The 15771-nt window shown below is 46.9% G+C and carries 10 protein-coding genes and 1 pseudogene; 1 reads left to right on the top strand and 10 read right to left on the bottom strand.

The features are described 5' to 3' along the window. The first annotated feature begins 158 nt into the window (after positions 1-158). Complete coding sequence (locus ABUE20_RS11525; RefSeq protein ID WP_408620132.1) at positions 159-1388, top strand: XylR family transcriptional regulator; 1230 nt, start codon at positions 159-161, stop codon at positions 1386-1388. Here ABUE20_RS11525 and ABUE20_RS11530 read toward each other — a convergent pair. From ABUE20_RS11530 to ABUE20_RS11575, 10 genes and pseudogenes are all read right to left on the bottom strand, one after another. Continuing rightward, positions 1336-1923, bottom strand: a complete 588-nt coding sequence (locus ABUE20_RS11530; protein WP_408620077.1) for a PqiC family protein — start codon at positions 1921-1923, stop codon at positions 1336-1338. The two genes, ABUE20_RS11525 and ABUE20_RS11530, sit on opposite strands and share 53 nt — an antisense overlap. Then, complete coding sequence (pqiB, locus tag ABUE20_RS11535; RefSeq protein ID WP_408620078.1) at positions 1924-3594, bottom strand: intermembrane transport protein PqiB; 1671 nt, start codon at positions 3592-3594, stop codon at positions 1924-1926. Continuing rightward, positions 3591-4877, bottom strand: a complete 1287-nt coding sequence (locus ABUE20_RS11540; RefSeq protein ID WP_408620079.1) for a PqiA/YebS family transporter subunit — start codon at positions 4875-4877, stop codon at positions 3591-3593. Before ABUE20_RS11540 ends, pqiB begins: the two co-directional genes overlap by 4 nt. 612 nt (positions 4878-5489) lie before the next feature. Continuing rightward, positions 5490-6587, bottom strand: coding sequence for a glycerol dehydrogenase (locus tag ABUE20_RS11545; protein ID WP_408620080.1), 1098 nt, complete (start codon positions 6585-6587; stop codon positions 5490-5492). A 474-nt stretch (positions 6588-7061) separates the two neighbouring features. Next, entirely contained in the window at positions 7062-8588 is a 1527-nt protein-coding gene (locus tag ABUE20_RS11550) for a carboxylesterase/lipase family protein (protein WP_408620081.1), read from the bottom strand. 362 nt (positions 8589-8950) lie between these two features. Continuing rightward, on the bottom strand, positions 8951-10174 hold the full coding sequence (locus tag ABUE20_RS11555) for an anaerobic sulfatase maturase (protein WP_408620133.1): 1224 nt from the start codon (positions 10172-10174) through the stop codon (positions 8951-8953). A 393-nt stretch (positions 10175-10567) separates the two neighbouring features. Next, positions 10568-10678, bottom strand: a pseudogene (locus ABUE20_RS11560) (Lrp/AsnC family transcriptional regulator); the annotation flags it as partial. Between the two features lie 115 nt (positions 10679-10793). Then, a complete protein-coding gene (locus ABUE20_RS11565) occupies positions 10794-11417 on the bottom strand; it encodes an FMN-binding negative transcriptional regulator (RefSeq protein ID WP_408620082.1) in 624 nt (207 codons plus the stop codon). A 146-nt stretch (positions 11418-11563) separates the two neighbouring features. Then, entirely contained in the window at positions 11564-15022 is a 3459-nt protein-coding gene (locus ABUE20_RS11570; RefSeq protein ID WP_408620083.1) for an acyl-[ACP]--phospholipid O-acyltransferase, read from the bottom strand. A gap of 2 nt (positions 15023-15024) precedes the next feature. Next, a complete protein-coding gene (locus tag ABUE20_RS11575; protein WP_408620084.1) occupies positions 15025-15636 on the bottom strand; it encodes a TetR/AcrR family transcriptional regulator in 612 nt (203 codons plus the stop codon). Between the last annotated feature and the right edge of the window lie 135 nt (positions 15637-15771).

Genomic DNA, 15771 nt, shown 5'->3' on the forward strand with positions numbered 1-15771 from the left:
TCAATCGAATTGTATTTATCGTGAGGGGAAAACATCGATAACTCAATTACGTTTTTTCATAATGAATTTTCGTGATTTCGTCAACGGGCGATAGCTCACAAACTGAACGAATATCTTTCTTTAAGCTGAGTCACAGCCATAAAATAGGGGGAATTCGCTTGAATCATAGCCGCCATATCCGACTATTATTTAATGCTAACAAAGTCTATGACCGACAAGTCATTGAAGGCATAGGACAATACCTGAATGCGGCCCAATGTGACTGGGATATTTTTTTAGAGGAAGATTTTCGAGTTCACTGGCCACAATTGACCCACTGGCAGGGGGATGGGGTGATTGCAGATTTCGACAACCCTAAAATTGAAGAGCTGCTGCAATCCTTATCACTGCCGATTGTCGGGGTGGGTGGCTCTTATCATAACCCTGTGGATTATCCTCAATATCCATATATTGCCACCGACAATGCTCAGCTCATTCAGTGTGCATTCCATCATCTGAAAAGCAAAGGGTTGGAAAATTTTGCTTTTTATGGACTCCCGCCCAACCCTTTTGCTCGCTGGGCTGCTGAACGAGAAACAGCCTTTCGACAGTTAATCCAGCAGCAGGGATTTCAGGCACACGTTTTTCAGGGCAACCACACCGATTCCAAAACCTGGCAATCTGATATGCGCAACTTATCGGCCTGGCTACATCACCTGCCCAAACCAGTCGGCATTATCGCCGTGACCGATTCCCGGGCCCGACATCTACTTCAAGGCTGCGAGCTGATGGAACTGATGGTCCCAGAGCAAATCGCTATCGTGGGGATCGATAACGAAGAGGTGGCTCGTTACTTAACCCGAACCTCGCTCAGTTCCGTCGAACAAGGATGCTTGCAAATGGGCTACTACGCCGCCAAATTACTGCATCAACTGATGGACTATCCAGATCAAGCCGCACCACCACCGCGGCTGATCGCGCCCGTCGGCATCCATGCTAGGCAAAGCAGTGACTTTAAAGCGCTGCGCGATCCGCTCGTGATCCAAGCCATGCACTATATTCGGCAAAATGCCTGTCGCGGCATAAAAGTCGAACAGGTACTCGATTATGTTGGGATCTCTCGATCCAATCTGGAAAACCGCTTTAAAAACGAGAATCAATGTTCGATTCATCAGGCCATTCATGCCTTTAAGCTACGTCAGGCCTGCCAATTACTCACCACCACCGATCTGGCTATTTCACAAATCGCCGATGACTGCGGCTATCCTTCGCTCCAATATCTCTACGCGGTATTCCAAAAACAGTTGCATATCACGCCAAAAGACTATCGTCTGCAGGCGACTCGTTATCATGGACCTACAGATCCATCTTCTGAGCCATTTGATCCACTGCTGTCAGCCAGGCTTTAGTCAATGCCTGACTCATCGCCAAATAACCATTCTGCACCATCGCCTGCTTCAGGGTAAACAACTGCTGTCGGATCAATTTTCCATTCGGATCCCGAAGCTGCCAGATCCCCGAAATATGAACCCATCCCTCAGTATCCGCTGCAAACTGAGATAACTGCACCAACAGTTTATATTGGCTTACATTGTTATCGATATACCAGTTTACCGTTGGCAATCGTTGCTGCAACCGAGCTTTTAATAGCCGCTGCAATTGTATGGCTAAGGGCTCAGCCCAAAGATTATTCTGAGATGAAAAAACTTCACCTTGTGGTGAAATCAACACCATTGAATCAGAGGTTAGATAACCGGGCAGCTGGATCGGCAGCACCGTAATCTGTACCGGTCGTTCAACCGCTGATGTCGATGACTCTGGTAATGCCGACACCGCCTCTACATCCGTCAATAGGTATTGCCGAGGAAGAGGGGAAGGATTCTGGCTACATCCACTCAGCCACAGCAATGAGATCACACTTATCCATAACCACGGTTTCATCATTTAAGGTTCTCTCCGGTTTGATATAGCGGCTTTCGGCTGCCGATCGGCAGGTAACTTCCGATCAAAAATCAAGGAACTGGGCTGCTGACGTAACTGCCGAACCAATGGCTGTAGATCGTTCAGAGTCCGTTGCAATGTATCCAGATTCGACTGGACTTGCTGACCGACAACACCATTTTTCTGATACAACTGCAAGGTCTGATTAAACTCAGTAATCGCCTGTTGAGCCTGTTTAGGAAGTTGCTGCGTATCAGAACGCTGTAAAAATTGTCCAATACTATCACTGGTTTTTTTCATACTGGCCATGGCGTTATCGGCTTGTGCCAACGTCTGCTGCAATTGCAGAGCCGTTTGTTTAAATGGGATCTTAGCCACTTGATCCAGAATTTTATTAACCTTCTGCTCCAACTGATCGACGCCAGAGCCCACGGTCGGAAATGTCGGATACCCCACCATCGTCGTCATTGGGAAAGATTTCACCGGCTTGGCTAGAAAATCCATATTAATTACTTTGGCTCCCGTCAGAAAACTACTGGTACTCAGGGTCGCCCGAAGTCCATTGCGGATACTTTTATCGATGGTGTCTTCCCACATTTTCATAGACACATGTTCCGAATTAAATTCGGTATTTAACCGCTGTGGCTCAATTCGAGCCAATACCGGAATCGCCGGATTTTTCTGCTCGCCCCAGCGTTTAAATGAAACCCCGCGTAACGGCACCTGTTCCACAGTCCCGATTCGGATCCCTCGATATTGAACCGGCGCACCGACCTCCAAACCGCTAATATTGCTATTAAATAAAAATACGTAATGGATAAACTGGTCATAACGGTTATTTTCCGCTTCCTCTTTTGAAGCAAACAGTCGGAAATGCGTAAAATCAGACACAGGATGTCCCGCCTCATCATTTTTCGTCTGGCCGAAGCTGATTCCGCCGCTCATCAGTGTTTCCAGTGAATCCATTCGAAATTCAAATCCCCGGGCAGAACTTTTCACAGATAATCCCGGCGTCAGCCAAAATTGTACCGCACTGGTAACCAATGAATCATAAGGCGCATGGATAAAGAGCCGATAGGTGATATCACCATTTTTCAGATCAAAGCCGACCTTCTCGATATAACCCACGTCATATCCCCGAAAATGCACCGGTGTTCCCACCGACATTTTGGCAATATTACGACTGGATAACCGAATTCGAATCCCTTCATCCTGAGATGTCGATAACGGCGGCTGAGGAAGCATATCAAAATGATCGGTCAATGGGCCTTTGGTTCCGGGTTCCATATCAATATAAGCCCCGGATAACAAGGTTCCCAAACCACTGACCCCTTCACGGCCAACCCGAGGTTTAATCACCCAGAACTTGGCATCTTCGTGCAGCATTTCCCGACTACCGCTATGCAGTAACACCGTAATAATCGCCTGATTATAATCGGAACTTAAGCGGATATTGGTCACCTCTCCCACATCCACATTGCGAGCCTTCACTTTGGTGCGACCCACTTCTAACCCTTCGGCATTGGCGGCCACAATCTCAATCGTTGGCCCCTGACTGGACCAGTTCTGATAAAGCATCCAGGCTGCAACCACGAGCGCCACCAACGGGATCAACCAGATAGAGTTAAAACGGCCACGACGAAGCCATTCCACTTTCGCTACTTTTTTAATCAAAAGGATAACTCCTCATGTGACTGGGATGATGATTCAGGCTCAGACTCCTGCCACAACAACCGGGGATCAAAACATCGGGCCGCCAACATGGTTAAAACAACGACCCCAGCAAACGATAACACCGCAGGACCGGGAACAACCCGCATTAAATTTCCCATTTGCACCAGCGCTGTTAAAATAGCGACAACAAAGATATCAATCATGGACCAGCGCCCTACAAATTCAGTGATATGGTATAGGCACTGTTTATGCCGATTCAAACATTGATGATTCGGCCGTTTCACTTGCCAACATAACCAGCCCAGAGAGAAGATCTTAGCCAGAGGCACAACCACACTGGCAATAAAAATAACCATAGCCACCGGATATGATTTCAAACTCCACAGCAACAGCACCCCACCTAAAATAGTCGAGTACGTTTTCTGACCTAAAAATTCCGTCATCATAATCGGCAACACATTCGCTGGGATATACATAATGACTGCCGCCGCCAACAACGCCAGCGTGATCCGGACACTATATCGCCGGGTCCGAGTAACCCGATGATGGCAACGAGAACAATGCAGGTGCTTGCCAGCTACGGCAGCCCCGCAAAAAGAACAATTTTTAGCAGAAGGATCCAGTGTTTTGGCCGTCATCAATTGAAAATCAGGCACGTTCAGCTGCCAGAGGACTCGTTTGTCAATCAAACTCACCACTCGGACATACAACAACACAAACAGCGAATAGGCCCAAAAAGACAGTCCCAGTTGGATATGCGCCAAACTATGCAGTTTTACTAACGACACCAGTAACCCAACCAAAAATACATCCACCATCAACCAGGGATGACACACCGTGCACCAATACGCCAGCAAATGCCGCCCCATCAACCTTCGCTGAAACTTCCAGCCAAACGCCAGATAACTCAGAGCTAAAAGATAGCTGATAGGGAATACAAACAACAACAGGACAACCAAGATCCCAAATGCAATAAAGTGTTGCCCAAGCAATACCGTCAAGGTGTCGATCAAGCTCATCTGTCGTTCAATCCCATTACTGGAAACGCCCAACAGCGGAAAACTAAACACCATCACCAACATGATCAGAGCGGCGATGGAAAAGGCCTGTAACCTTGACACTAATTGGGGATGATAACTTAGCAAAACATGCTGACAGCGTTCACAACGAACTCGCTGTCCAGGTTCCAGTGCCGGAACAATATTCACCGTATTGCAACACTCACACACGATGATCTGTTCCTGATGCACGGCGGAGCGTGTTAAATCAGAAGACGGTTCCATGAATGATCCCAGCTCTATGTAGTATTTCAACGAATAACATCTTATCAATAGCTGTTTTGGGCCGTGCTAGCCATCTTAAAAGCAACACGTTGCCTTGATAACAACTACCTTACTTCAACCATGAATCATTTTGCCGATTGATTACAGGCAAAAATAATCATATGAATCACATCCGTAAAGGGGTTCGTTGCATTGGGGGGAAACGGAACCCAGAAACTATTTTCCAGAATCTATTCGTGGGCCTATTATCAGGGTTGATTCTCTATGCCCAAATCATCGGCTAACACAGGATCACTGCACAGGTCATGCTCATCAATCCTCAAACTGCGCCGAGAATTGCATAAAGACTCGCCAGAAATATAGACTCATGCACACAATAAGAAACTTAAACGGATCCGCTTAAGTATGACAAGATGATATCAAACCCCTTCATAAAACTCAAAAAACAACCTTAACTTAACACTGGCGATGCCTTTCAACATCACTGCAAAAAAGATCCACACTGATGAAACGCAACCTGTCTTGCATCTTATACGATCTTCATAATCGACCCGATGCAATCCGGGATGCGCTTCATTCCTTTCAAGTCGCCAATCTTTGGCTAAGCCCCACTTAACTTAAGGCATGACTTAACTGATCCACGGCTAAAATGGCCTGGGCGACCTCATCAGCCGATAATTTTGGATTCAGATTTCCTAAAGTATCGCCTGGAGAACCAGCCAATTCACCGATTTTAACTAGATTTTCATAAGGTTCATTTTCAAGGTGCAAGGCTTTTAACGTTGTCGGCATTCCAATCGATTGATACAGCTGTAAATACTGTCTTAACTCTGCATCCGGACGGTTCTCCAGCACCATCTGCACCAATGTGCCATAAGCGACTTTTTCACCATGCGTCAACTTATGAATGTCCCCTTTAATCGCGGTAAATCCATTATGGATTGCGTGGGCCCCGGCCAATCCGGCATTTTCAAATCCCAATCCAGATAATAAGGTATTCGCTTCAATCACCGCTTCGACCGCCGGAGTAACAATGCGTTTAGCCACAGCATGATACGCACTTAACCCATAGGTCAACAAAGTATCGGCACAGGCCTTGGCAATCGCCATCCCGGCAATCGAAGGATTGGCCCCCACCATGGAATCACTCTGAGTGCGAGCCACTGCCAATGCTTCCACATAGGTTGCCAGACCATCGGCAATCCCGGAGGCGAACAAACGCAGTGGCGCCTGCACGCAAATCTGAGTATCGACAAACACCAGATCCGGATTTTTATTGTAAAAACGATAGCTATCAAAGACGCCTTGTTCCGTATAAATCACTGACAATGCACTACAGGGGGCATCGGTTGAGGCCACAGTTGGTACAATGGCAATCGGCTGGCGCAGATCATCGGCAACCGCTTTGGCGGTATCCAACGTTTTTCCACCGCCAATCCCCACGACAAACTGGGTTTGTTCTCGAACGGCGGCTTCAACAATCCGCTTAATTTCCAAATCGGAAGCTTCCCCATGAAAACTTTCATAGGCATAAGTCAATCCGGCTTTTTTTAACGCTTGATCACAATTTTCAGCAACAATCCCCCAGACAATTTCATCAGCGATCAATAAACCATGATCCCCCATCGGCTTCAGTAGTTCTCCAAGTTCGTGGATAATACCGAATCCTTGCACATACTTACCGGGTGAAGAAAATATAATTTTACTCATGTCAAAACTCCTCGTAACAATGGCTAAAAGGAATGACCGAGATCGCTTCCCTGTCTATGTCTCGGTGAATGTTCGCTCAACACGACAGCCGCCTAAAGCAGCTGCCATTAACCGTTAATCATGTGGTCATCACATATTTTTAATAGGCTGCCAAACTCGATTGGTCAGATCCAACGACCCCAAACAATGACCTTTAATATATCCTGCCACGGCTGCAGTATATCTTATTGATCTAACCCGGTTATGGATCACTTATCACTCTATAAACATCATGTCCCGTAGGAGCTGTGGATCTTTCATGGTTGAATGATGTTCAAGAGCCGCACTTTGAATCAGACTCGGCTTGTGTAGCTTCATGAGTTAAGTAAACAGAGCACAACACCGGTAGGGACGGTAAAGAGCCACCGGGAGGTGGCTCTTTAGGTCATATAAAAATGAGCGTAGAAGCCCAACAACTGGGCTTGTGACGAGCGTTTATTGGATCTGCTCAACCAGATCCAATTGGGCACGCATTGGATCGGGCTGAGCTTTCGACTGAGCCGCACCTTTGGCAGAGAACATCATCAATTGATCATGCTGACGATCATACTGAGGCCATCGAGGAAGCCCTTTACCATTTGGGTTCCCAGTTTTCGCAAAATTCACCCAATACTGGTGCATTAAATCAGCCATGGCCTGATCCTGAGCTGAAAGATCGGTACCATAGGTCGACGGCAGCGTATTGAAGACATATGGAATTTCAGTAGCATGAAATGCCCCTAGCCATTTGTCTTGATTGGTTTTAGCCACATAAGCAAACCGATATTCCCAAACGGGCTGCCCCGCACTCGCAAATTGCCGAGCAATAAAGCGAGCCGGCTCGACCATCATTTGCTGCATCGAAATCCGATAAGCCAGATCTTCCGGTGTCAAACTCGGAGCATAAGCTTGCTCCGCCTGTTTGGACAAATCTCCAAACTGTTTTAAAACCTGTTCCCGAGAAGAATAATTCTGCGTCACAATGCCCAAATCATATTGATTCGCCCCCACAAGGATCGGAACATGTGAAAAATCACGGTCCTGATAATTAGTTTCAGGTTCATGCGCAATAATTTTGCCATCGATAACGGTACCGGAATACGTCGATTGCTCTTGAGCCATATTGCCAAGATTCAAATCTCCTTGCAGCACTTTTGCCGGTAGCTGACGCAGCTGCGCTAATCCTTTTTCAGAGGTATCGGTAATCCCATTATTTTTAGCAAATTGGATCCCTGATTGAATCGCTTTCGACCATGGATTATGGTCAGTTAAACTCAATCGCCCACCCCCGGACTGAATAATGACCCGATTAAATAGATCCCGACTATAGTGACTGGTCAACAAGGCATGGATGGAATAGCCACCCGCCGATTCACCAAATAACGTCACATTCTTCGGATCCCCACCAAACGATGCAATATTATCCTGAACCCAGCGCAGGGCACTAATTTGGTCCATGAGTCCATAATTGCCATGAAACATATTGCTACTTAGCGCCGGATGGGCAAAAAATCCAAAACGACCTAATCGATAGTTAAAGCTGACAAAAATAATCCCCTGCTTGGCAAACGACTCACCGTTATATACCGGTGAAGCACTTCCGCCATTGACAAATCCACCACCGTGGATCCACACCATCACTGGCATCCGGGGCTGCAAGTGAGCAGGACGCAATACATTAATCGTCAGACAATCCTCACTATAATGGTCCGGGAGCGGGTCACGATCATATTTAAAAATGGCCTGCATACAGCTAGGACCAAACTGAATCGTTTTTTTCACCCCTGACCAAGATTTGGCAGATAAAGCCCTTTGCCAACGCAGGTTCCCCAGAGGAGGCCGGGCATAAGGGATCCCCAGAAAAGATTCAACACCATTTTGAACGGTGCCCTCAATACGGCCGGATTGAATCTGCACGGTCGCAGCCGCCCACGATAATTGAGAGATTAACGCGAGAGTAAGCACTAACCATCTGGCTTTCATAAAGCGTCCTATTGATAATTTAAAATTAGAATAATCCGATTAACAACTTAAAATCTGGCTCAAAGATCGATGCGCTCATCCATCAATCTCCAAGTTGTATTAAATGAATAATAACGACGTTAATTCGCACAAAACCAGTCTTTCGGCGATTAACTCGGTTGGCTTTTGTTCAAACTTTGCTTAAATGAATAGTTCGAATGACCCTTAAGTTGCATCGAGCGAATGCAAAACACCGCACTGAAAAATCTGAGACAACGCAGCACCTCTCTTCCCTCACACGACCTTCAGAATCACAACTCATTGAGCCAATGACCTTGCTCAATAGTAAGCTATTATCTACCTTTTATTTAAAAGTTTAAAACTCAATAAAAGCGTTGTTTCATCATTTTTCGGATTTGTTTTGGAGACTGTTCTCGTTCCAGAAACTCTAAGATCCCAACCATTCGCGGCACAACATGTGAAAAATGCGTTTTAAAACTACTACAGAGATAATTTTTATTCGGTTTGCCATCACTGGAAAGATCAAAGCGATGTTTCGGACACCCCCCGTTGCAAACCTGACGAACCGAACAGCCCTCACAATCATGACTAATATGGGTCAGTTTATCTTCACCAAATTGCAAATTTTGTGGCAAATTAACCAGTGTTGTTAGCTTATCCTGATGAATATTACCCAGTTTATGCTCTGGGTACACGAAGTGATCGCATGAATAGACATCCCCATTGGCTTCAACAACCAACTCGTTACCACACGTTTCACCAAAAACACAAGCACCGGGACGCCCCAGCATCTGACTCATGGTTTGTTCAAAATTCATCACAAACACGTCACCCAAATCATTTAAACACCAATAATCAAAGATTTGATTGAGAAAAACGCCATATTGAGCCGCAGGAACCGACCAATCCGTGACTGCACATTGATCTGAAAACGAAGGTTGTATCAACGTTAAACCATTTTCATCGGGTTGATTGGCTTGCCGTTCGACCAATGGAATAAACTGTATGTAACGACTACCGATACGTTTTAAAAATTTATAGGTATCTAAGGGTCGCTTCACGTTTTCGGCATTCACCACTGTCAGCGTGTTAAATTCGACATGATGCTGTTTCAAGTGCTCCAGCCCTTTCATGACTTCATCAAAGGTACTTTTACCTGATCGTGTTAAACGATAGCGATCGTTCATCAAACGATCTCCATCAATCGATAATCCGACTAAAAAGTTATTCAGTTTCAGAAACCGAGCCCAATCATCATCGATGCGAGTCCCGTTCGTCTGAAAGAAATTCTGAACCTTTTTCATTCCACAGTATTTTCGTTGTAATTCAAGCGCACGTTCGAAGAAATCGATCCCCAGCAGGGTGGGTTCACCTCCCTGCCATATGAAATCAACGACATTCCCATGCTGAGACCGGATCTGCTGCTCAACATATTGTTCCAATGTTGAATCATCCATTTTCCAGTGACTTTTCCGTTCCGGATATAATTTTTCTTTTTCCAGATAAAAACAGTAGGTGCAGTCAATATTACATACGGAGCCGCTCGGCTTTGCAATCACTTGGAAATTATCAATATTTCTCACGATATACTCCTATCCAGAGGCCTTTGATCTTGGTTGATATTCGGCCCATGCTCTAAGCTCAATAAACCCCAGAGCATCATGTCAAAACTTTCGCCGCGATGTCTGTCACCGTATCCACAGGCTCAGACCCTAGTATTCATTTAAACGGGTTTTGCATAAAATTCAACAACGAACCTTCCAAGCCTGTTGCTGACTCTTTTTCAAGACATAAAAAAACCTGTATCGTCAATAGTTCGATCATCCGAGCTATTGACGATACAGGTTTCGCCTACCGTTCAGTAGTTACAATCCTATGCAGTTTTATCGTAAAGAGGATAAGACCCACACACAACCTAAGAACATCAAAAATGTGAACTCCGACATACCATGACGATAGTTATCTCCTAACTCAACAGACTAACGCATGTTAGGCAGCCGACGCTTGACCGGTGTCGATTTCACAATCGCGGTATGCGTATCCGCCAATTCTGAGAATCGATTTAAAATAGGGGCTAACTCACTCATATCTTTTAAATACCACCGAGTGACCTAACACTCATCTCTGGAATCGACTGGATTAAGGCCCCCTAATTGTTTCAATTTACCGGGGCCATTAGCGGTAGCCGGGCGCTAAGAGGTGCACTCAGGCGCCTCTTCCCGTTCCCAGATTCCGTTTTTTCATATAATTCGCCAATTCCACCGCACCACTATGAGCGCTCGTACTTAAGGCCTCATAAACGCCCTGCTGATCCGCGGGTCTGCGCTGTTGATCCAGTTTTTCCTGAGCTTGAATCGTATCGATTTCAATTCGAAAACCAACCACGGCTTTGGCTAATTTTTGTTTATATTCGGCAGGCATCAGTTCACTATTTTGATGCAGTGCCGGTTCATATTGCGTGACCAGCTCATCCATGGATACAGCCATCTGCTCTGCGTTCAGTAACTCAAGTGTTCCATAGCAATGAACCGCCGTATAGTTCCAGGTCGGTACAGCCGGTTGACCCGCATACCACGTTGGGGAAATGTAGGCATGAGGGCCCGAAAACACGGCTAAAACTCGCTCACCCACAGAGTCTTTCCACTGCGGATTAATTTTCGCTAAATGGCCATACAAATAGCGCATCCCATTTTGTGGATCTTCTTGATATTGCATCGGCACATGGGTCGCATCCAATAGCGGAGAGACCATCAATCCAAATCCGAATTCATTGATAAAATCGATAATCGCTTGATCATCGGTCATTTCCATATTTCTCGGTATAAACATATCTCTCACTCAACCTCAATGATATATCGGGATGACTCGGCTCTTTTGATGTTTATTTCAATCGCGGTTGCCAACCATCCCCCCTTTAAAAAACCATATTTCTCATTCCAAGCTACTTCACATCACGGGATTAGTTAGCAACATCCTCAAACGGAAGCTAACCTCTCTAAAGCAAGCTGTTTAGCTGCCTTAAAGTCAACTTTTCCGCTCCCTAACACAGGTAATTCCTCAACGACAATAATCTCGCTTGGCATCATCAAAGCGGGCATCTTCGCTTCAAGCAGAGACTGACGAATGGTTTCAGGTTCCGTTTCACCAGCGACTAACACAATCACTTTTTCGCCTTTTTTCTCATCGGGAACATTCACCGCCACCAGCGATAAATCAGCAGATGGCATTATCGAAAGGATTTGCCGCTCAACGGCCCCCAGGCTCACCATCTCGCCCCCGAGTTTGGCAAAGCGAGAGTAGCGATCAACGACAGTCAGGTAACCATCTTCATCCAAATGACCTTTATCGCCTGTTTTGTACCACCGCAAACCATCGATCTCGACAATCACCTCTGCTGTTTTTTCCGGATCATTCAAATAGCCTTTCATGATCTGGGCGCCTCCGATCAAAATCAGCCCATCTTCTCTGATCGGTAAGGTTTGCAATGTGTCCGGATCGACAATCCGGAAGGTCGTGCCCGGCAAAGCCATCCCCACGGTTCCCGGACGTGCCGCTTCCTGAACTTGCGCCGTATCCCGATCGATATATCCAGGAAGATTCACACTGGCCACCGGGGTTGTTTCGGTCGTGCCATACCCTTCTAACACCATTTTGCCAAATCGATTAGCAAAGGCATCCCGCACCTGTGGATCCAGTTTTTCAGCACCACTGACGACCGCTCGTAAACTACTGAACATCAGCGGATGCACGCGCCGATTCCGAGTATAAAGGCGTAGAAATGTCGATGTAGCACACATCAGCGTGGCCTCATATTTCGCCACGGCACGCGCAATATTCAGTCCATCGGTTGGATCGGGATGGCAAATAGCGGGGATCCCTTCCAGCAGAGGGAGCAATCCGGTCACCGTCAACCCAAAGGCATGAAACAACGGTAAGGTGGCCATGATGCGATCATCCTCACGGACATTTAACACATCAGAAACCTGACGAATATTCGCCATGATATTACGGTGGCTCAACATAACGCCTTTAGGCGTGCCCTCACTTCCGGATGAGAATAGAATCGCTGCCGTATCGTCTAAATCTCGCGGTTGACACCACAACCATTGCAAGCATCGTGTCGGTAACACTTTGGCCATCACTGCGGTCGCCACTGCCTCAATTTTCCCCAACTGCTCTCGGAAATCTTCCAGATAAAATACGTCTTTATCGCTGAGTAACACCTGACAATCTACGCCACGTTTTTCCAGTTGATTGATAAAACGCCGCGAGGTGACAAAGCTTTGGATGTCAGCCTGTTGCACGCCATGCAGTTGGGCCTCGATACTTGCGGTGTAGTTGATGTTGACAATCGTTTTCCCCGCCATCAGTGCTGCCATATTGGCTGCGATCCCAGGCGATGACGTAGGCACTAACAATCCCAAATTCTGGCCGGGCAGACGCTTGATCCGTCGTCTGAGTAGTGCCGTCATGGTAAGAAGTTTGTGATGGCTCAGCGGCGCTCCTTTACTATCGACCAACGCCCACGGTGTCGGTTTACTCTTGGCTGTCTTCAGCCATGCATAGGATAACGGCTCCAGCGTATCGGTATAGTCGTTCCAGCTCGTCACCGACATTTCAAAGACACGCTGCTTCACAATATCAGCCGAGGTTTGTAGATCTAAAGGCTGGCCGAATGCAATGGTGACATCCCGTTTAAGGCCACCGCGTCTGAGTTGCGACAGTTTTTGAGATGAGCGTGAAAAGAAACTTCCCCACATTCCCCGTAGATAAAATGGGACGATCACGCCTTGCGCATCGGCACAGGCTTTTTCATAGCCCCGCTTAAACTCACCTAACTGTCCCAGATGGCTAATCGCGCCTTCCGGAAATAAACAAACCACTTCGCCCTGATTCAGTAATTCACTCACTTGGCCAAGCGCCTGACGACTCTGCCCACCAGAAATCGGGATCACGCGATAGCGATCAAAGAACCATTTAAGATACCAACGCTGGTAAATAGTGCGATCCATGACAAAATGTACATGCCGCGGACAAGCCATCTGGATCATCGCCCAGTCTAACCAACTGATGTGGTTGCCTAATAACAAGACCCCTTTTTCTGCTTGTTGCAGATGTTCAAGGCCTAACACATTGAGCCGATACTTCCGTTTTAAAATGGTTGCCACGACGCCACGAAGCAGGGCCTCTGGAAGAATTCGAATCGCGGTTAAGGTCCCGGCCAGCGCAATTAATCCTAAGGCCCAGAGGAGATAGATCACATCCAGCCGGGTCGTTGAAAACACCACGGTGAGCGCCAGAAAAGCCAGCATCCCAATGTTCTGGATAAAGTTATTGCCTGCCAGTGTGCGACCCAGTTCATCCTCATTGGCATGGAACTGAATTAAGGCGTTAAGCGGAATGCAAAATAACGCGCCACTTGTTCCAATTAAGAAGAACAATGCGCCTAATAGCATAAATGAGTGGGTTTGTGGCAACAGCAATAATCCAACGGCAACCCCGGCGATCCCAACCGGGATCAAAGCGAGATTGATTTGACGCCGTGACAAGCGATTGGCCCAGATGGAGCCGAACATAATCCCAATCCCGGACATCGCCATCGTCGCTTGGATCCAGAAGGTATTCGTTGCGCCCAAATAATCTTTGCTATACGCCGGGAAGACCGCCAACATCACTTGGCTTAAGGACCAGAACAACGTTAACCCGAGAATCGACTGCCAGATGCCTCGATGCTTCGCGAGCAGCGTCAGGTTTTGTTTGAGAGTCCGCCCTGTGACATAATTGCCCCATTGAAACGACTGTGCCATAGCCGGTGCATGGCCTTTTGGTAATCGCAGGGTCAGGACAAATTCCAGAATAGCACTCGCCACCAGCAACCAGCCCAACGGTGCAATGATTTGCAGCACCTCATGGGGCGTATAACTCGCCTGATCCGGTAATAGCGTCTCAAACAAAGCTGAAAACACAACAATACCACTCAAAATCGCGATCATAGAGGCGGCTTGTACCCAACCATTGCCTTCAGCGAGTCGATTGACGCCCATAATGTCGCGGATGTAACCATATTTAGCCGGGGAATAAATGGCACTTTGCAGCGCTAAGATAAAGGTTAAAACAAACGCGGCTATGAAAAATCCTTGGTAGTAGCACCAGGTAATCAGTAGCGTGACCCCCACCGCCAATGCCGCAGCCACGCGCATCACTCGATTTTTTGCATAGCGATCAGATAGAAAACCGGCAGGTGTAAACATGAGAATAAACGGCAAGAGGATCAACCCATTTACAATCGCAGTGAGCAACACTTGCTGGCTGCCGTCGTAACTTTTAAACAGGGTATTTTGAATGATGATTTTATGGCCTAAATCGACAAAGGCATTGATAAATGCCACCGCCAAAAAAGCTGCGAAACCGCGAACCTGAAATAGTCCTTTCATGATCATGCTCCTGTGGACCAATGGGTTAAATAACGCATCAGTAGGTCGTCAATGAGCACATCACTTTGCGCTCCGGTTAAGAATAACTTCCCGCGAGAATTGAGCGCAGCAATGCCATGAACCCCACACCAGAGCGAGCGTACCGCCAGTTGTACCGCTGCATCATCCGCATCCGGCGCGAGCTGGCGCAGCGGCTGTTGAACAAAAGCAAAAAGTCGATTCACGGCATCGGTGAGCCAATCCGGGCAACTCATCGTATCGGGCGTGTGATGTTCAAACATCAATGCCCACCGATTCGGCCATTGGGCAGAAAACTCCAGATAGGCCATAGCGATGGTTCGTAATTCTTCAGTAGGCGAATGCGGTATGGCTAACCGGGCCACATGCGAAGACAACTGTTGATTCAGCTTCGCCATTGTCCGGCCATTAATATGCCAGCACAGATCATCCAGATTGGTAAACACCAAATACAGCGTCCCGGCGGAATAACCGATGTGCTGGGCAATTTTCCGTGCCGATAAAGCATGAATGCCTTGTTCATCAATGATGCGTTCCCCAGCGTTTAACGCCAGTTCTTTCAACTCTTCCCGACTGTGATCATTCCGGCGAGCCATAACTTTTCAACCTCTTTAATTAAACACTGTTCAATAAAATATAATGAACAGCGTTCAGAATGTAAAGAGCTTTTTATACGCAACGTTTCAAGCTCCACCGGATGGAGCGACCGCCGTGACAACAGGGCGGTACTA

The organism is Celerinatantimonas marina (genome assembly GCF_046054165.1).
GTDB lineage: Bacteria > Pseudomonadota > Gammaproteobacteria > Enterobacterales > Celerinatantimonadaceae > Celerinatantimonas.